Here is an 18,734-nt window from a genome sequence, read left to right as displayed (position 1 = left end):
CGATTGCGGAGTGAAGCTCAAGCTCGATCTCCACGACATCTTCAACAAGGGCCAGGACATCGACCGCGCGCTGCGCGGGATCATGGACGAGGCGGTGGCGAAGAAGGCCACCCTCGTGGAGATCATCCCCGGCAAGGGCTCCGGCCAGCTCAAGAAGCGGGTGCTGCGCTTCCTCGACCAGAAGGACGTCAAGCAGCTCTACCACCGGGTGGAGAAGGACTCGAAGAACTTCGGCCGCCTCTTCGTCCACTTCCGCTGGAAGTAAGAGTCCCGGCTTGCCGACCTCCCACGCTATCCCCGGCATGGTCTCTGACCTGCCGAAACGCCTTCCGTCGGTTTCCGGCATCTTCCGCCGTTACTCGCGCTCGGTTGTGCCGGATCTGTGCCCGGGCCCTGAACCAATTGATTGCCGGCAAGGCGGTTGCTGACAGTGCGGTAAGCACGTCGCGGGCCCTGGCCGGCCGTCTGAGGTTCATAACGGTCCCGTGGGTTGCTGTACCTCCGTGATGTACGGCAACCGGGCCGAGGCGTCGCTTCGGCTACGCAGGTCAGCCGGCGGGATTCAACCGGTGGTCGTCAAGTTAGCTTGACGTCAAGGTGGCCTGACGGCATGCTGAACGCATGACAACACCAGAGGACCTCGAACGACAGTTCACCCTCCTCACGGCAGCAGCCCGCTACGACGAACTCCGCATGCGAGACGCGCTGGCACCCCCGACGCAAGACCCAGCGGATAGGGACGAGGGCACCCGCGCATTGACCAAGGATGAGGCGCTGGAACTCCTTGCGCTAGGCGAGGTGATCATGCGGAAGGCCAGCTATGGTCGCCAGCTGACCGTCCGCACCGCGCGAGCAGCAGGTGCCTCCTGGACGCAGGTCGGCGCCGCTCTTGCCACAAGCAAGCAGTCGGCGTGGGAGACGCACATGCGTTGGCTGGAGGAGCAAGGCATCGCAGCGGCCCAGGCTCGTTGACGCACTCGACGGCCAGCCAAGCGACGTGGCCGTGCGGTCTCGCGGCTGACGTGGAGCGCACTGTAAATCCGTCGCGAAAGCTACAGAGGTTCGAATCCTCTACCCGCCACCAGGTGCGAGAACGGCCCCTGACCAGCAGAGATGCGGGTCGGGGGCCGATCTTGTCTAGTCCCGCTGAGTCCAGCCGCTACCCGCCATCGCTCACAGTCCGGGGACGTATCGGGGGGAGCATCGGAGGATCATCCGTCGGGAAATCGGACACCGCCGGCGGGCAGCTTAGACGCCATGCACCAGCCGGAAGCGCTGGGCCAGCACGAGCGTGTCGTCATCGACGGTGAAGCCGGGTCGCCGAGCTCTGCGCGCACTTCCGCGCTGTGCCAGAACGTCTCGTGCCCCGCCCGCCACTGTGCCACCGACTCATCACCCTCGCCCTCGTCGAGGGCGTGTTGCAGGTCAACATCGGCCAGCCGGACCACGCGCACCTCGGTCAGCTCGATCACCGCAACCGGCCGGTCCTCCGAGTCCACCACCGCCGATCGTTGGCCGACCTCCGGCAGCGGCTCCTTCGCGCGCTCATATCCGAGCACCAGGGCGGAAGTCGAGGTCTTCGCGCCGGACAGGATCGCGGTCACCAGTTTGTCCCGTAGCGGCCCGGGAAACGCGAACTCCGCCCGCGGAAGATCATCGAGGCCCATGCCAGGAAGGGTACGCGGGCGGTTAGCCGCGACTGACGTCTCGCTTACAAGGCGCTTCCGGCAAAGGTCGCAGCGTCCGCTGACGCCCACGGGATCCGGCTCCGAGGCAACACCCGTCCGCACTCGTCCGGCCTCGGCCGCCACCGTTGATGTCAACGACTGATGTCAGGTCGCCGCTGATGTCGGCGCCGGCCCAAGTTGGACGGCGGTGGCGTGTGAGTCGCCACAGCCTCGGGTATCGCATCGACATGGAGATATACCAAGAGCATCGACTGGCCACACGGGCCGCTGTCCTGTTCGGCATCGTTTTGCTGACCATCGGCATCGTGCAGTTCGTACGGTCTGGGGAGTTCCACTGGTTCATGGCGCTCTGGGTCGCGGTCGGTGTCGGGATCATCGTCATGCGCGTGCTGCAGCTGCGTGCGCATCGCAGGACCGGCGTGTACCGCAAGAGGTGGGGCCGCATAGGCCTTTGAACCGACGCAACAACAGCACGAGGACTGCGCCCGAAGGCCCGTCGCTTCGACGGCAACTCGGGCTGGCTGCGGCCCCCATTTGGCGCACCTGCGATCCGCGCATTACGAGTCAGTCCCGGGGCGCTGGTCAGCCGTTTGGTCGTCCTGTTCGACGTGGTGTCCGCGTCCGCGCTCGTCCGCTGTCGCTCGCCGGTTTGGCTGCTCGTTTGGCTGCTCGGCACTGGCAGAGGTCGTCGGGCACACCGGCCCGGCTGACCGGGTCTAGCATGCGCTCCATGACGACCGCCGATGTCGATCCAACCCCTGCACCGGGTTCTTCCGGCCGGACCTTGACGCGTGCGCAATTCGCCCTGGCCGCTGTCTACGTCGGCGCCATCGGTGTCGCCCTCGGCCGGGCCGCGTCTTTCTCCGGGTACCTCTACCTGCCTCATCAGGGCGACGAGTACACCGGCAGCGCTAATCTCTGGCCGGGCCTCTGGGCGCCGGCGGCGCTGGCGATGATCGTCGTGATCGGCGTAGCGCCGTACGTCGCTGCAGTGGCAGCGCTCGTCGCCGTCACCCGGCTCCTGACGGCCGGGATGCGGACCTCCGTGCACCGGCGAAGCCTGATCGTTAGCACGGTTCTCGCGACCCTCGTTGCCGCCTCCTCGTTGACTCCACCGGTCAAGGCCCTGTTCAGCTGGCTCCTCGACTAAGACACGTTGGCAGCTGGCCGGCCTCATCTCGCGCCTGGCTGGCCGCGTCGCCCGCTGCTCGCGCCACTGGCCGCCACGTTGAGCCAGCCAAGATCGAGCCGCGACGTCTCGCTTACAAGCTCTGTGCGCCTCGTCCGCACGCGTCCGGCAAGGGGTACACGCTCGGAGCATCGTTCGTGCCAGCACTCGTCAGGGTGCCGCCGTCCGGTGGCGTTGCTGTCAGCGTTGCTGTCGACAGCCGTCCGCCGGCGAGCCAGGCCAACCCCAGCTGGGGAGCCTGGTCCGGGTCCGCTGCTGACTCCGCCTACAGGTGGCAAATCCCTTGCCGGCCGGACTGCGAACTGCAACGCTCCGTCGGTGATCGACAAGCCTGGCGTTGACGAGCGGTTGCTTGCGGCTGAGGTGGCCGACGCCTGGGCCGTGGACCTCGCCGACCTCGTGTTCATGCCGGTCGGGCTCGACGGGCATGCATGGGCGTACCGGGTAGACACGCCCGACGGCGAGCGCTATTTCCTGAAGATGCGCCGCGGCGAGTTCACCCAGGCGGCCGTCCTGCTGCCCGGCTTTCTCCGAGCGCAAGGCGTCAGGCAGGTGGTAGCGCCGATCGACCTTCCAGACGGCGGAGCCAATCACAGGTTCGGGGACTACCAGCTGCTGCTCTACCCATTCCACGACGGCGGCAGCCTGTGGGGCCGCGGCCTCACCGACCGCCAGTGGATCGAGTACGGCGAGTTCCTGGGTCACCTGCATGCGGTCACGCCGAGCGCCGACATCGCCGCCGTCCTGCCGGTCGAGACCTACCGATCAAGCGCCGGCGAGCGGCTGCAAACCCTCGGCGGGCAGGCTGCGGCGAGCGAAACCCTCGGCGCTCTCTGGGACCGGTACGGCGCCGCGCTGCATCGGTTGTCGGAGACGGTCGACGACTTGACCTCACGCGTGGCGCAAGCTCAACACGTCATCTGCCACGCCGACATCCACCCCGGCAACCTGATCGCTGACGGCGACGGTCCACTGCACGTCGTGGACTGGGATGCGCCGATCCTCGCGCCGCGCGAGCGGGACCTGATGTTCATCTACAGCCAAGACTTCGGCGACCACCCGATCAACGCGCACCGCGCCGACCTCTTCCGCCGAGGCTATGGGCCGCTAGAACCAGACCAGACCATGCTGAGCTACTACCGCAGCGAGCGGCACCTCGACGACGTCGCCGCATTTCTCCGTAGCATCCTCAACCCCGAGGCCAGTCCAGAATCTCGAGCCAACGACCTGTACTGGCTCACCCGCATCGCCGAGACCATCGCCGACCCCAGCTACGCGCCCTGATCTGCCTGCCACCAGTTCACCAACTACAGGTAAGGGGTTCTGGGCTGGCCTGGTGAAAGGGCCGGCTACGCCTCGTTACCTGGCCATACGTCGTCGCCAGTAGTGGCCGTTGGTCGCTCACAGTCGTCCTCCGACGGCCTGGTCACGGCCTGGTCCTCGTCCACCCACCCGACGCGCAAGGGTTGCACGCTGTTACCCCCTCGCTTGTACGTTCTGGGCGCATGGTCCGGCAGGGTCCAACCGCGTCCACGAACTCCGACGACTGTCCGCCCGGACTTGGCTGGCCGCCACCAGCCCCCTCCGTCGTTTCCGCAGCTGCACCGAGTTTGGCGCCCACAGGCCAAAATGAGCGAGTCCACGCTTACAACAACCCCGGGATGGACCATGACAGATCCTGGCCGGTTTCGCCCCATACGGGGTGTGACAATCGCGGCGCTTGCCACGTTGGTCGCAATAGCGGCTACCGCCTCCGTTTTTCTCCTGTTGTCGCTGGTTCAAGGTGTCGGCAACCAGGCGGAGGAGGTTCGGCTACAGATTGAAGCAATCAAGACCGGCCTCACCGTAGGTGCTGGGACCGGCGGAGCATTGGCACTCCTCTTGGCCGCGCGCAAGCAGTGGCTAAGCGAGCGCGAGCACTTGTTGCAGATTCGGGTGTCCCAAGTCGGTGAGCGTGACGCCGAGGAACGCCGAGTAACCGACCTCTACGCAAAAGCGGCTGAGCTCCTAGGGCATGAGCGTCCCTCTGCCCGCATCGCCGCCCTGTACGCTCTCTCCCGCTTGGGGGAAACCAACCCGGCCCACAGAGACACCGTAATTAACCTAATTTGCGGCTATCTCCGCCTTGCGCCCCCCATCGATCCGGCTGACGCAAGTCCATGGTCGTTTCGAGACGAGTTGGAAGTGCGTTACACCGCGCAGCGGATATTGAAGACACATCTGACAGGTAGCGACGTCGCTGAGCGGTGGGAGCCGGTCGAGTTGGACCTTACCCAAGCAACGCTCTACGACTTCGATCTGGAAGGGCACGGCCGGGGAAAGCGCTGGCGGGTCCGGTATGTCGACGACACCGGCCAGCCCAAGCAAAAGCTGTTCGAGCGCAGGGCCGACGCGGACCAGTTCGACGTGAACACGCGGGCCGATGTCTCCCGGGGCCAGTACGTCGACCCGGTCGCCGGCAAGGCTTCCGTGACGGCCTACGGCGAGCAGTGGCGCGAGCACCAGTTGCACCGTGATGCGACTGTGGCGCGCATCGAGATGACCCTGCGCGTGCACGTCGAGCCGATCCTTGGTCGGATGCAGCTCGCGCAGGTCCGCCCGTCGCACATTCAGGCCTGGGTGAAGGACCGGGCGAAGGTGCTCGCGCCGTCCTCGCTGCGAGTCGTGTACCACGTGCTGGTCGGCATGTTCGACGCGGCGACACGTGACCGGATGATCGGCCGTAGCCCGTGCGTCGGCATTCGGCTACCGGAGATCGAGCGCGTAGAGCGGTTCATTCCCACGCCGGACCAGGTGCATGCTCTCGCCGATACGTTCAGCGTCAAGCCGGAACCGGGCAAGCCGAGCCGGGAGCGGTACCGGGCGCTGGTGTACCTGGCTGCCGGCGCCGGCCTCCGTCAGGGCGAAGCTTGGGGCCTGGAGCTGGAGCACGTCGACTTCCTGCGCCGGGAGATCCGCATCGTCCAGCAGCTTGTCACCCCGCCGCGTAAGACGCCACGGCTCGCGCCAACGAAGACAGCGACCAGTCGGCGGACCGTGGAGATGGGCCAGGTGGCATGAACGCGACCACGGGCGCCAGCACGACCAGCAGGGGCAGCCCGATCAGTCGTGACAGGGCGACCCGGCTGAATGACAGGTAGTCGAGCCGGGCCCGGCCGGCCAGGTAGATCGCCGGCCCGCAGAGGATGACGGCGGACCAAACCAGGTTGGGCTCGGCGAACGGGTGGTTGATGATGATCGCGTCGCCGACCGCGCTGAGTACGATGCCGCCGGCCATCAGCAGGTGGGCGTACGAGGCGGACTGGATGAACACCGCTGGCGTGGTGCTCGTTGCGATCACGGTCGGGAGTAGCAGCCCCGCCCGGTAGAAGTAGATCCGCCACAGCAGCGTGGTAATCGCGAACGCCAGCACGAACGCGATCACTCGGTCCCGCTCGAAACCGAGCGCGGCGAACTCTCCGCCTGCTGCCAGGATCGTCTCGCCGAATGCAATGATCATGATTTGCTGGTACCGCTCGGCGAGATGCGCTGCGGAGACCTCCTGCAGGGTGATCCGGGCCGGTCCAAGTTTGGGCAGCCGGAACTCCAGCCGGGTCATCGTGTAGCCGAGGCCCGCCGCGAGGATCGCGGATGCTGCCCTCGGTGAGTGCGCCCGCGATCCACAGCGCTCCCGAGAAGGCGGACCAGATGAGTTGCTGCAGCGAGCCGATCGCTACCTCCCGGCCGCGCATCGCGACCGTGACGACGAAGGCCCGACCGACCTGGATGATGACGTAGGCGGCGGCGAAGATCATGCCGTCCTCGCCGAACGCCTCGGGTATCGCGCCCGCCATGATCAGGGTGCCGAGCATGATCGGGATGATCACGAGTTGGATCGCCGGTTGGGCGGGGTCTAGGCGGTTCGTGGTCCAGGCGGTCATGACCCAGACCCACCAGAACGCGGACAACAGGATCACGGTGTGCAGTGCGCCCGACCAGGTGAGGTTGTCGAACAGGGTGTGCGACAGCCGGGTCAGCGCGAAGACGAAGATGACGTCGAAGAAGAGCTCGACGTATGTCGCGCGCTGCGGTTCGGCCTGATCACGCAGCAGGTCGCTCGTGTTGCCGGCGGTCATCGGCGCGCCCGTTCTGTCGCCTTTGCGATATCTGTGCCATCAGTCGTACCACGCGTCGCACCACTGCGAGCTCCTCGAGGAGTTCTCAGGGGCGCCGACGAGGCAACCAGGAGATCAGTACCGCTGGAAGTGACCCCCTTCCTCGTCCGGCTTCCCGGTGGCGAGAGGCGGCCGCCCGTAGGTCGACCGCCTCTCGCGTGACGGGCGCGGGTCACACCGAATAGGTCCGGGCCACCGCCAGCATCTCGGAACTGTGCGAGCCGGCCACGCCGACATCGGCGGGCCGGGGGCGGAAGCCGGGCAGGCCGTCCAGCCCGTCGCTGACGTCCATGACCCGGATCCGGACCCGCTCGTCCTTGCGCAGCAGCTTCAGGGTGACCTCGATCCCCTGCGGCGGGGGCGCGTGGAAGGTCAACCCCGCGGTCCACGGTGGGTTGGGCGGTGGCCCGGAGAGAGAGTTCATCCGACCTTCCGCCTCGGCGTCCAGCACGTCCGCGGTATCTCCGTCCACGTGCACCGTGAGCAGGCGGACCTGCCGCTGGGGGGTCACCCGCAGCCGCAGGATGCGCTCGTCGCCGTCGCCGGTGTCGCTCAACACCTCCAGCTTCGGAGCGGGCAGGTTGGCCGGCTGCGCGGGCCCCGAGCGCAGTTCCGCGTCGTCCAGGCCGGGGAACTCGTCACCGACCCGTTCCACCCCGGCGACGTACTGTGCGGTCCACGGCTGCGGGTCCTCCTCGTGACTGAGCCAGCGCGCCTGCCGGGTGTCGGCGTCCATTGCGTACATCAGGTGGGTCGGCGCGGGGTGCGCCGCGTCGAAGCGGTCGACGGCCAGCCCCACCCCGGCGAACACCGTCGCCGCGAGCGCGGCGGCGCCGACCGGCAACGCGCCCAGCCGCCGGGCGCGGAGCGCGAGCATCCCGCGCTGCCCGCCGGCCTGCGGGTGCAGCAGGTCGACCACCGGGAGCGCGGCCAAGCCGAGCAGCACCGCGAAGAGGGCCGCGACCCCGCCCATCGCCATGCCCAGCGCGGGGAAGAGCAGCACCACGGTGGGCAGCAGGATGACCACGCCCACCGCTCCGGCCGCGGTCACCGCGACCACCGGCCACGGCCCGTCGATCCGGGTGTTCAGCGCGACGAGGCCAGCGACGACGCCGGCCAGGGCGGGCACGACGGCCAGGTACGACCCGCCCGGTGCGAACAGGGAGAGGGGCACCCCGAGCAGTGCCAGCCAGGCCAGCCCGCCGATCGCCAGCGCGATGGGCCCGGCCCAGCGCCGGACCAGCGAGTACCAGCCGAGGAGCACCGTCGCGGCGAGCGCCACCACGGCGAGCCGGTACCAGGTCGGCCGGTACGGGTCGAGCAGCTCGGCGTGGCCGGGGCGGATCGCCGTGACCGCCGCCCAGAACAGCTGGGCGGTCAGCGGGGCGAGGACGATCGGGACCAGCGCCAGGCCCAAGCCGGCGAACAGGCGGCCCCCGGTGGTCCGGCCCCGCGACCGGGCGAACAGACCCAGCGCGAGCACGCCGATCACCCCGGCCAGCGCCAGCGGCCAGGTCAGCCAGCCCGGATAGCGGACCAGCCCGCCCGGCACCGGGAAGTAGGTGGCGTCGTCCCCGGACCAGAGCGTCGGCAGGTCGGACCGGCCGAGCGCCCGGGCCAGGCCGAGCGCGTTGTCGCCGTGCTGCTGGAGGCTGGCCTGGTCCATCAACTCGGGGGTGTCCAGGGGCGTGTGGTAGATCGCGCCACCGTCGATGTAGGCCGAGTTCAACCCGATGAAGCGCGGACGGTCGTCGAGGTCGTACTGGTCGCGGAACGGGGTGAAGTCGGTGTCGTTCGGCAGCAGCCGGTAGATCTCCACCGCGAACGAGGTGCCCACCGGATGTGGCGCCGCCTGGCCGAACAGCTCCACCAGGTTCGCGTTGTTCCGCGACGTCTCGAACATGATCACCGGCCCGGTCGAGCCGCGCGCCTCGAGGTTGAGCACCACCCCGCCGTCCTTTGCCAGCGGATGGCTGGAGACGAAGGCCGACGCGCCGCACAGGCACGCCTCCTCGGCGTCGGTGAGCACGAAGACGATGTCGTTACGGGGGCGGGGGCCGGTGGTCAGCGCGCGGGCCACCTCCAGGATGGTGGAGGTGCCGGCGGCGTCGTCGTTGCCGCCCGGCCCGGACTGCACCGAGTCGTAGTGCGCGACCAGGAATATCCTGCCGGTCGGGTCCGTGCCGGGAAGTCGGGCGACCACGTTGCGGACCCGGCCCATCGAGTAGTTGCCGTTGCCCCGCTGGAGCTGGCCGGCCTCCGGGGCGACCGTGTCCTGCACCTCGGTTTCCAGGCCGAGGCCGCGCAGCACCCCCACGAGGTGCTCGCGGACCTGGTCGTTGGCCGGGCTGCCGGCGACGTGCGGCCGGGCCGCGACGACCCGCACGTTCCGGTACGCCCGCTCGGCGCTGAAGTCCGACGCCGGCGCGTCCGCCGGGCGGGGCGTCGGGGTACGCAGGTCGACCAGGACGCCGGCGCCGACGGCGAGCAGCGCGGCGAGCGCGGCGACGGCGGCGAGCGGCCGGCGGCGGGGCCGGGCCAGCGCCCGGTCTGCGGGGCGGGGCCGGGCCAGCGTCCGGTCGGCGGGACGGGTGAGGGGTGCGCCCACGGGAACTCCTCGGGGGTGGGGCCAGGGGTGGGATCATCCTGCACCCACCGGCCCCGATCGGGGCTCCCGCCCACCGGGGACCGGTGGACGAGCGGCGCGTGGGGGGAGGCCGCGACCCCGGGCGTAACGTCTGCCGTCCGCTTTGTCGCTATGGGGGTGGTGAGCCGGCCCGGGCCGCCCGTGCGCCCGTGCCGACGCCGCCGTGTTGTGTGCGACCGTTGTCTAATACAGGATCAGCAGGGCACTCGGAAGGAGCCCGACATCACCAGCGAACTCCCGCGCCTCGCGGCGGTGACCCGGCCGCATCGGGGAGTCGGCATGGCCGGCTCCTCCGTCGTGCCGTACCCGCACGGCGGCCTGGCGCGGCACGCCAACCTGCCGCCCGGTGAGCGGCTGCGCGTTCTGCTGGTCGAAGACGACGAGGGCGACGCCTTCCTGGTCAGCGAGCTGCTCGCCGAGACCAACTCGATGATCGACCTGCTGGTCGCCACCAGCCTGAGCGAGGCCCGGCAGCGGGTGATGGGCGTCGACTGCGTCCTGCTCGACCTCGGCCTGCCCGACGCGCAGGGGCTGGACGGGCTGCGCCAGGTGCTGGAGATGTCCAGCGGCGCCGCGGTCTGCGTGCTGACCGGCCGCTCCGACGAGCACCTGGGCATCGTCGCGGTGGCCGAGGGCGCCCAGGACTACCTGGTCAAGGGGCAGGTCGACGGGGTCCTGCTGACCCGGGCGCTGCGCTACGCCGTGGAACGCAAGCGGGCCGACGAGAATGCCCGCCGGCTCCGCGAGGTGGAGCTGCGCCAGGCCGAGTCCGCCCGCCTGGAGCGGGGCCTGCTGCCCCAGCCGCTGATGACCACCGACCAGGTGTCGGTGCACACGTTCTACCGCCCCGGCCGGCACGCCGCCCTGATCGGCGGCGACTTCTACGACGTGGTGCAGACCCGGCCGGACCGGATCGACCTGATCGTCGGTGACGTCTGCGGGCACGGCGTGGACGAGGCGGCCCTCGGCGTCGAGCTGCGGGTGGCCTGGCGGGCCCTGGTCCTGGCCGGGGTGCCGGACGACGAGGTGCTGCCCGCCCTGGAGCAGGTGCTGATGAGCGAGCGCCGGCTCCAGGAGATCTTCGCCACGGTGGCGACCGTCCGGCTCGACCTGGCCGCCAACCGGGCCACCGTACGACTCGCCGGTCATCCGCCGCCGCTGCTGCTCAGCGGGGGTAAGGTCGCGCCGGTGCCGGCCAAGAATGGTCTGCTGCTCGGCGTACGACCACGCCGGCCCGTCGCGTTCGATCTGGAGTTCGACACCGATGACTGGTCCCTGCTGATGTACACCGACGGCCTGATCGAGGGTCGGGTGGGCAGCGGTGACGACCGGCTGGACGTGCCGGGGCTGACCGAGCTGCTCGCCGATCCGGCCAACCGGGCGGTGCCCCTGGCCGAGCTGCCGGCCTGGCTGGTCGGCCGCGCCGAGCAGCTCAACGGCGGCCCGCTCGCCGACGACGTGGCCATGCTGCTGGTCGCCCGGGGCGGTGGCCGGTGAACTCGTACCAGCAGGGCTGGACGCTGCGCCGCCGGGTGGTCGCGCTGCTCACGGTGGTCCTGGTGCTGCTGCTCGGGCTGGCCGCCGCCGAGGCGGTGGTCGCCGCGAAGAACCGGCAGAACATCGACGCCGTCCTGGTCAAGACCGGTCCCCTCCGGGTGCAGGGCCAGGAGCTGTTGAGCGCGCTGCTCGACCAGGAGACCGGCGTCCGCGGCTTCGCGGTGAACGGCGACCGCAAGGACCTGGCCCCGTACGAGGCGGGTCTGCAGCGGGAGCGGGCCACCGTCACCGCGATGGAGCAGCTGGCCGCCGACTATCCGGGGGTGCTGCGCGAGCTGCGGGTCGTCGAGGAGCAGGCGGCGCGGTGGCGGTCGGGCGTGGCCGAGCCGGTGATCACCACGACCGAGCGCAGCGGCCCGGCCGCCGGGCAGGCGCTGATCACCGACCAGACCCGGCAGCAGTTCGACGGGATCCGCGCCGCGGTGGGCCAGCTCCAGGACGAGATCCTGATCGTCCGGCAGCAGACCGCCGACAAGGTCACCCGGACCGGCAACGTGCTGGTCGTCCTGCTGATCATCGCGGCCCTGGTGGTGGCGGTGGCGGGCGTGGTCATGGTGCTCTCCCTGGACCGGATCCTGATCCGGCCGCTGGCCGGGCTGGTGGGCCAGGTGCGGGAGGTCGCCGCGGGCGACTACGAGCACCACATCACCGGTGCCGGGCCGCCGGAGTTCCGCCGGCTCGCCGACGACATCGACGGGATGCGGCAGAAGATCGCCCGCGAGCTGGCCGAGGTGCGCGAGGCCCGGGAGCGCATCGAGTGGGTCAACAGCCAGCTGCAGAAGCAGGCCGAGGAGCTCACCCGGTCCAACCGTGACCTGGAGCAGTTCGCGTACGTCGCCTCGCACGACCTCCAGGAGCCGCTGCGCAAGGTGGCGAGCTTCTGTCAGCTCCTCCAGCGCCGCTACGCCGGCCAGCTCGACGAGCGGGCCGACCAGTACATCGCCTTCGCGGTCGACGGCGCCCAGCGGATGCAGCGCCTCATCAACGACCTGCTCGCGTTCTCCCGGATCGGCCGCCTCACCACCGGTTTCACCGAGGTCGACCTGAACAAGGTGATGGGCGACGTGGCCGGCCAGACCGAGGCCGCCCGGCAGTACGCCGGCGCCGAGCTGACCTGGGGCGAGTTGCCGGTGATCCGCGGCGAGGAACCGCTGCTGACCAACCTGCTGGCCAACCTCGTCAGCAACTCGATCAAGTTCCGCCGCCCGGACGTGCCGCCGAAGGTGCACGTCTCGGCCCGGCTGGTCGACGACGAGTGGGAGATCACCTGCCAGGACAACGGCATCGGGATCGAGCCGGAGTTCGCCGACAAGATCTTCATGATCTTCCAGCGGCTGCACGCCAAGGACGCGTACCCGGGCACCGGCATCGGCCTGGCCATCGTCAAGAAGATCGCGGAATACCACGGCGGCCGGGTCTGGGTGGACACCGGCACCGAGGAGGGCACCGCGATCCGCTTCACCCTCCCCGCCCTTCCCGAGGACGTCGAGGCGGCGAAGGCGGTGACCGCGGCGGACGCGACCGACGGGACGGCGGTCGGCCCGGAGTCGACCGGGGACGGGACGGTGACCGGTGACGGCGCCGACGCCGCCGGGGACGCGCCGGTCGGTCGGCAGCCGGGCGGGTCGGAGCGCGAAGACGCGCCCGACGGGACGGCCGGACACGGTACAACGGGTGGCATGAGGGAGACGGTGGGATGACCGTGCCGGCAGACGGCAAGAGCCCGATCGAGGTCCTGCTGGTCGAGGACGACCCGGGCGACGTGCTGATGACCCAGGAGGCGTTCGAGGAGCACAAGCTCCGCAACCGGCTGACCGTCGTCTCCGACGGCGCCGAGGCCCTGGCCTACCTGCGGCGCGAGGGCCAGTACGCGGACGCGGTGACCCCCGACCTGATCCTGCTCGACCTCAACCTGCCCCGCCGGGACGGCCGGGAGGTGCTCGCGGAGATCAAGAAGGACGAGCAGCTCTGCCGGATCCCGGTCGTGGTGCTCACCACCTCGCAGGCCGACGAGGACATCCTGCGCAGCTACCAGCTGCACGCCAACGCCTACGTGACCAAGCCGGTGGACTTCGAGCGCTTCATCTCGGTGGTCCGCCAGATCGACGAGTTCTTCGTCAGCGTGGTCAAGCTGCCGCCGCGTGGCTGACCCGCTGCTCGACGACGTCGGCGAGCTGCTGCGGGAGGCCGCGGCGAAGGTCGTGGTGCCGCTGTTCCGCCGGCTCGACGACGCCGACATCGCCGAGAAGGCCCCCGGCGAGGTGGTCACCGTCGCCGACCGGCGGGCCGAGGAGCTGATCGCCGCCGAGTTGCGGCGGCTGCGCCCCGGCTCGGTGGTGGTCGGCGAGGAGGCCGTCGCCGACGACCCGCGGCTGCTGCGGCACCTGCGCGGCGCCGGTGACGTCTGGCTGGTCGATCCGGTCGACGGCACCTCCAACTTCGCCGCCGGCCGGCGGCCGTTCGCGCTGATGGTGGCGCTGCTGACCGACGGCGAGCAGGTCGCCTCCTGGGTGTACGACCCGCTGGCCGGCAACCTCGCCACCGCCCGGGCGGGGGAGGGCGCGTACCTGGACGGGCTGCCGGTGCGGACGACCGGCGCGGTGCCGGCGGTCGGCGCGCTGCGCGGCACCGCGATGACCCGGTTCCTGCCGCCCGACGCCCGGCGGACCGCCGAGACGGGTGGCCGGCGGATCGGCGAGCTGCTCCCCGGCCAGCACTGCGCCGGCCGGGAGTACCTCGACATGCTCACCGGCGAGCAGCAGTTCGTGCTCTTCTGGCGGACCCTGCCCTGGGACCACGCGCCGGGCACCCTGCTGGTCCGGGAGGCCGGCGGGGTGGCCCGCCGCTTCGACGGCGCGGAGTACCACCCGGCCGACGACGACCGGGGGCTGCTGGTGGCGGTGAGCGAAGAGGTGTGGACCGAGGTCCGGGCCGCGCTGCTCGACGGCTGAGCGGCGCTCCGCGACGCTTCCGGCACGCTCCGTCGATGATCGGTGTCGTCCGAGGTCGGGGGCCTGGCGCGCCCGCCCCGGTCCGGTATCGTGACCGGCGGTCTCCGCCAGCAGGCCGCCGTCCGGCGCCGGTGGAGCCGCCGCCGCGCAGTGGGTCAACCGGGGGCCGGCGGTCGATGGAAGGACGCTTTCGTGCCCAGGACCAGGCTCATCCGGCGGCGCGTCCGCCGGCCGTTGCTCGCCCTGCTCGCCGCGACGGCGCTGCTGCTCGGCGCCGGCCTCGCCCCGGCCGGGGTCGCCGCGGCCGCACCGACCCCGAGCGCCCCGAACGAGGGCGGCAGCAAGCAGCTCCGCGCGGCGCTCGACGCGGCCGCGCGGGGTCACATCGAGGCGAAGGCCCGCCTCGACAACTCGAAGCGCCGACAGGTGGCGCTGACCGGGCAGCTCAAGCAGGTCGAGCTGCGCCTGGTCGAGCTCAACTCGCAGGTCGGCGAGGTGGCCGCGCAGTCGTACCGGCTGGGCCGGCTGACCCCGGTGTCGATGCTGCTCGCCAGCTCCGACCCGAACGCGTTCCTCAAGCGGGCCGCCGAGCTGGACGTGATGGCCCAGCGGGACAGCAAGCGGCTGCACGCGTTCACCGAGGCCAGGGCCGAGGCCGCCAAGGCCAAGGCGGCGATCGACATCGAGGTGCGCGAGCAGCAGAAGCAGCTCGCGGTGCTGGCGAAGAAGAAGCGGGACGCCGAGATCGCGCTGGCCAGGGTGAGCTCGGGCAGCAGCTCCGGGTTCAGCGGCGGCTCGACCTCCGCCAAGCCGGCCCCGCGTAACCCGGACGGCTCCTGGCCGTCGGAGTCCTGCTCCGTCAACGACCCGACCACCTCAGGTTGCATCACCCCGCGCACCCTGCACGCGCTCCAGCAGGCCCAGGCGGCCGGCTACAAGCGGTACGTCTCCTGCTTCCGCAGCGGCGGCGACGGCGAGCACCCGAAGGGCCGGGCCTGTGACTTCTCCGCCGCCAGCGGCGGCTTCGAGGACGTCTCGGCGACGGGTGGGGACAAGGCGTACGGGGACAGCCTGGCCAACTACTTCAAGAACAACGCGAGCCGGCTCGGCGTGATGTACGTGATCTGGTACCGGCAGATCTGGATGCCGAACACCGGCTGGCGGTCGTACAGCGGCGGCGGCAGTCCCGCCGCCGACCACACAAACCATGTTCATCTTTCGATGTACTGACCCGGTCGCCGGGGAGGCTGCGTAGCATCGCGACGGTGAGCAGCTCATCGTCCGACGTCGTGGTGGACTCCGCGCCGACCGCGCCGACGCCGCCCCGGGCCCTGCCGAACGGGCTCGCCGCCTTCCTGGTGTTCCTCTCCAGCGGGGCCGTGCTGGTCCTGGAGACCGTCTCGCTCCGCCTGGTCGGCCCGTACGTCGGGGTCACCCTCCAGGTGACCAGCTCGGTGATCGGCATGGCGCTGGCCGCGATCGCGTACGGGGCGTGGATGGGCGGGTTCCTGGCCGATCGGCGGGACCCGCGTACCCTGCTGGCCCCGGCCCTGGTGCTGGCCGGCATCGCCACCGCGGTCACCCTCCCCGTCGTCCGGTACGCCGGTGAGGCCCTGCGCGGCGGCGCGGCGAGCGCCGTGCTGCTGCTCACCGCGCTGGCGGTGCTGGTGCCGGCGGCGCTGCTCGCCGGGGTGACCCCGCTGGTGGTCAAGCTCCAGCTCGCCGACCTGCGCCGCACCGGGCAGGTGGTCGGGCGGCTCTCCGGCATCGGCACGCTGGGCGGGATCACGGCCACCATGGTCACCGGCTTCGTGCTGGTGGCCGCGCTGCCCAGCACGGTGATCGTGCTGGGGCTGGCGGCGCTGCTCGGGGCCACCGGGCTGGCGCTCGGGGTGTACCTGCGGCGGCGGGCGGGGACCGGGCTGCCCGGTCCGGCCCGGGCGAAGGCCGCCCTGGCGGTACTCGGCCTGGCCGGCGCCGGTCTCGCCACGGTCGCCCCGAACCCGTGCGACGTGGAGACCGCGTACCACTGCGCGAGGGTCGAGGTGGACCCACAGTGGACGCAGGGGCGGACGCTCTACCTCAACTCCGCCGAGCACTCGTACGTGGACCTGGCCGATCCGACGCACCTGAAGTACGCGTACACGCAGTGGATGGGCCTGGTGGCCGACGCGGCGGCGCCCAAGGGGCAGCGGCTGGATGCCCTGCACCTGGGCGGCGGTGGCTTCACCATGCCGCGCTACCTGACCGCGACCCGGCCGGGCACCGCCAACCTGGTGTTCGAGATCGACGGCGGCCTGGTCGAGCTGGACCGGCGCGAGCTGGGTGTGCGCACCGGCCCGGAGCTGCGCGCCGCGGTCGGGGACGCCCGGGTGCTGCTCGACGCCGAACCGACCGACAGCCGGGACCTGATCGTCGGTGACGCCTTCGGCCACCTGGTGGTGCCCTGGCACCTCGCGACCCGGGAGATGGCCGCCGAGATCCGCCGGGTGCTCCGGCCGGACGGGATCTACGTGCAGAACGTCATCGACCTCCCGCCGGACCGGTTCATCCGCGCCGAGCTGGCCACCGTGGCCGCCGAGTTCCGGCACGTCGCGCTGGTCGCCCCGCCCGGCGCGATCGCCGGCCGGTACGGCTCGAACTTCCTGATCGTCGGCTCGGACGCGCCGCTGCCGCTGGCCCGGATCCAGGTCGGGCTGCGCACCCTGCCCGAGCAGGCGAGCCTGCTGCACGACGACGAGCTGACCGCCTACGTCGGGGACGCGCTGGTGCTGACCGACGACTACGCCCCGGTGGACCAACTGCTCGCTACCGCCTGATCGGGTGACTTTCCTGACCGATTACGACTCTTCAGGTGTAGGTGGGATCACCCCGGGCAACAGGACTGACCATGGGTGGAGCGGTCAGGAGCGGCGAGCAACTACTGGGTGAGCGGTACCGGCTGATCGAGCAGCTCGGTGCGGGCGGCATGTCGGTGGTGTGGCGCGGATACGACGAGGTGCTCGGCCGCCAGGTCGCGGTCAAGGTGCTCGCGTCCCGACTGGCCAGCGACAAGGCCTTCCGGCACCGGATCCGCATCGAGGCGCAGGCCGCCGCGCGGCTCTGCCACCCCAACATCACCAACGTGTACGACTACGGCGAGTCCGAGCAGGTCGGGCTGACCGTGCCGTACGTCGTGATGGAGCTGGTCGACGGTGGCCCGCTGAGCAGCCGGCTCGGCCGCGGCGGGCAGCTGCCCTGGCGCGAGGCGGTGACCATCGGCGCGGAGGTCGCCTCGGCGCTGGCCACCGCGCACGCCCGGGGCGTGGTGCACCGCGACGTCACCCCCGGCAACGTCATGCTCACCCCGACCGGGGTGAAGGTCGTCGACTTCGGCATCTCGGCGCTGGTCGGGGAGAGCGAGAACGGCCCGGACGGCGCCCTGCTCGGCACCCCCGCCTACCTCGCCCCGGAGCGGCTCGACAAGGGCCAGGTCTCCCCGGCCACCGACGTGTACGCGGTCGGCCTGCTGCTGTACCGGATGCTGACCGGCCGGCTGCCCTGGCAGGCCAGCACCACCACCCAGATGCTCCAGGCGCACATGTACAACGACCCGGACCCGATGCCGCCGGTGGTCGGGCTGCCCGACGAGGTCGAGGAGCTGGTCCGGCGCTGCCTGGCGAAGGGTCCCGCGGACCGGCCGACGACCGCCGACGTCGCCCGTACGCTCGCCGAGGCCGCCGGCATCGCGGCGATCGTGCCGGTCTCCCCGGCGCTGGGCCAGTTCGACCCGGCGCTGCTGGAGAACGCCGGGACCACGATCCTGCCCTGGTCGACGGCGACCGACGCGCTGCCCTTCTCGGCCTTGCGGACCCGGACCCGCCGGGCGGCGACCCGCCGGCGCAGGGTCGAGGCCGGGGTGGCCGCGGTGGGCCTGGTCGCGGTCACCGCCGCCATGTGGGGGATGACCTCGCGGACCTCGGCCAGCGGGGAGATCGAGCCCACCGAGGCCCGGATGGGGCTGCCTGAGCCGGCCCCGTGCGAGGTCGACTACGTGCTGCGCCGGGACTCCGGCCGGGACTTCGCCGCCGAGCTGACCCTGACCAACACCGGCGGCCGGGAGCTGCGGGACTGGATCATGAGCTTCACCTTCCCGGGCCGGCAGACGGTGACCCAGGCCCAGGCGGCGGTGCGGCAGCACGGGCAGACGGTGCTGCTTGAGCCGCCCGCCGCGGACGCCGCGCTGGCGCCGGGGGCGTCGAAGAAGGTCGCGCTGAGCGGCTCGTACACCGGAAACAATCCGCTGCCGGTGCAGTTCAAGGTCGGCGAGAGCACCTGCGGCGTGCAGGTCTCCGGGGTGGCCGGGTCGACGCCGACGACCGCGCCGCCGACGACCAGGGCGCCCGCGAAGACCACCGCGAAGAGCGGCTCGCACTCGTCGGGCAGCTCCGGCGGGGGTGGGCGGGCGAAGTCCGAGAAGTCCGGCAAGGGCAAGGACGGCGGCAAGGGAAAAGGATAGTGGCCGAGGGCAGGGGAGGCGGCCACGGCGGCAAGGGGAAGTGACCGTGC

15 protein-coding genes and 2 pseudogenes are annotated in these 18,734 nt (G+C 70.9%); 13 read left to right on the top strand and 4 right to left on the bottom strand.

Going from position 1 to position 18,734, the window contains the following annotated elements; all coding sequences use genetic code 11:
• The first annotated feature begins 10 nt into the window (after nt 1-10).
• Together EV384_RS00675 and EV384_RS00670 are read left to right on the top strand one after the other, a co-directional pair.
• Entirely contained in the window at nt 11-265 is a 255-nt protein-coding gene (locus EV384_RS00675; RefSeq protein ID WP_088987488.1) for a Smr/MutS family protein, read from the top strand.
• A gap of 356 nt (nt 266-621) precedes the next feature.
• Complete coding sequence (locus EV384_RS00670; protein ID WP_130329111.1) at nt 622-972, top strand: hypothetical protein; 351 nt, start codon at nt 622-624, stop codon at nt 970-972.
• A 276-nt stretch (nt 973-1,248) separates the two neighbouring features.
• On the opposite strand, the pseudogene EV384_RS00665 reads toward EV384_RS00670, so the two are convergent.
• Nucleotides 1,249-1,667 (bottom strand): annotated as a pseudogene (locus EV384_RS00665) (ASCH domain-containing protein).
• Between the two features lie 248 nt (nt 1,668-1,915).
• Between EV384_RS00665 and EV384_RS00660 the strand changes: the two are divergent.
• From EV384_RS00660 to EV384_RS35685, 4 genes are all read left to right on the top strand, one after another.
• Nucleotides 1,916-2,143, top strand: coding sequence for a hypothetical protein (locus EV384_RS00660; protein WP_130329109.1), 228 nt, complete (start codon nt 1,916-1,918; stop codon nt 2,141-2,143).
• 275 nt (nt 2,144-2,418) lie between these two features.
• Nucleotides 2,419-2,838 carry a hypothetical protein gene (locus tag EV384_RS00655; RefSeq protein ID WP_130329107.1) on the top strand — a complete coding sequence of 140 codons (420 nt, stop codon included), beginning with the start codon at nt 2,419-2,421 and terminating at the stop codon, nt 2,836-2,838.
• Nucleotides 2,839-3,195: 357 nt separating this feature from the next.
• Nucleotides 3,196-4,161 (top strand): phosphotransferase enzyme family protein, encoded by a 966-nt coding sequence (locus EV384_RS00650; protein ID WP_130329105.1) that lies wholly within the window; start codon nt 3,196-3,198, stop codon nt 4,159-4,161.
• A 420-nt stretch (nt 4,162-4,581) separates the two neighbouring features.
• Nucleotides 4,582-5,937 carry a site-specific integrase gene (locus tag EV384_RS35685; protein WP_242623888.1) on the top strand — a complete coding sequence of 452 codons (1,356 nt, stop codon included), beginning with the start codon at nt 4,582-4,584 and terminating at the stop codon, nt 5,935-5,937.
• On the opposite strand, the gene EV384_RS37135 is transcribed toward EV384_RS35685, so the two are convergent.
• From EV384_RS37135 to EV384_RS00640, 3 genes and pseudogenes are all read right to left on the bottom strand, one after another.
• Nucleotides 5,852-6,475 (bottom strand): low temperature requirement protein A, encoded by a 624-nt coding sequence (locus tag EV384_RS37135; RefSeq protein WP_423202874.1) that lies wholly within the window; start codon nt 6,473-6,475, stop codon nt 5,852-5,854. The genes EV384_RS35685 and EV384_RS37135 overlap by 86 nt on opposite strands.
• Nucleotides 6,476-6,563: 88 nt before the next feature.
• Nucleotides 6,564-6,992 (bottom strand): annotated as a pseudogene (locus tag EV384_RS37130) (low temperature requirement protein A); the annotation flags it as partial.
• 211 nt (nt 6,993-7,203) lie between these two features.
• On the bottom strand, nt 7,204-9,639 hold the full coding sequence (locus EV384_RS00640) for a M28 family peptidase (RefSeq protein WP_242623887.1): 2,436 nt from the start codon (nt 9,637-9,639) through the stop codon (nt 7,204-7,206).
• Between the two features lie 318 nt (nt 9,640-9,957).
• Between EV384_RS00640 and EV384_RS00635 the strand changes: the two genes are divergently transcribed.
• The 7 genes from EV384_RS00635 (at nt 9,958) to EV384_RS00605 (ending at nt 18,684) form a co-directional block, all read left to right on the top strand.
• Nucleotides 9,958-11,175 (top strand): PP2C family protein-serine/threonine phosphatase, encoded by a 1,218-nt coding sequence (locus tag EV384_RS00635; RefSeq protein ID WP_130329101.1) that lies wholly within the window; start codon nt 9,958-9,960, stop codon nt 11,173-11,175.
• Complete coding sequence (locus tag EV384_RS00630) at nt 11,172-12,935, top strand: sensor histidine kinase (protein WP_130329099.1); 1,764 nt, start codon at nt 11,172-11,174, stop codon at nt 12,933-12,935. Before EV384_RS00635 ends, EV384_RS00630 begins: the two co-directional genes overlap by 4 nt.
• On the top strand, nt 12,932-13,384 hold the full coding sequence (locus EV384_RS00625) for a response regulator (RefSeq protein WP_130329097.1): 453 nt from the start codon (nt 12,932-12,934) through the stop codon (nt 13,382-13,384). Before EV384_RS00630 ends, EV384_RS00625 begins: the two co-directional genes overlap by 4 nt.
• Nucleotides 13,377-14,186 carry an inositol monophosphatase family protein gene (locus EV384_RS00620; protein ID WP_130329095.1) on the top strand — a complete coding sequence of 270 codons (810 nt, stop codon included), beginning with the start codon at nt 13,377-13,379 and terminating at the stop codon, nt 14,184-14,186. Before EV384_RS00625 ends, EV384_RS00620 begins: the two co-directional genes overlap by 8 nt.
• Nucleotides 14,187-14,378: 192 nt before the next feature.
• A complete protein-coding gene (locus EV384_RS00615; protein ID WP_130329093.1) occupies nt 14,379-15,416 on the top strand; it encodes a coiled-coil domain-containing protein in 1,038 nt (345 codons plus the stop codon).
• A 35-nt stretch (nt 15,417-15,451) separates the two neighbouring features.
• On the top strand, nt 15,452-17,005 hold the full coding sequence (locus tag EV384_RS00610; protein ID WP_130329091.1) for a fused MFS/spermidine synthase: 1,554 nt from the start codon (nt 15,452-15,454) through the stop codon (nt 17,003-17,005).
• 71 nt (nt 17,006-17,076) lie between these two features.
• Nucleotides 17,077-18,684, top strand: coding sequence for a serine/threonine-protein kinase (locus tag EV384_RS00605; protein ID WP_130329089.1), 1,608 nt, complete (start codon nt 17,077-17,079; stop codon nt 18,682-18,684).
• The last annotated feature ends 50 nt before the right edge of the window (nt 18,685-18,734 follow it).

It is taken from the genome of Micromonospora kangleipakensis (assembly GCF_004217615.1).
In the GTDB taxonomy this organism is placed as follows: domain Bacteria; phylum Actinomycetota; class Actinomycetes; order Mycobacteriales; family Micromonosporaceae; genus Micromonospora; species Micromonospora kangleipakensis.
Note: the sequence above shows the minus strand (reverse complement) of the source record. Positions and strands in the feature narration are given on the sequence as shown.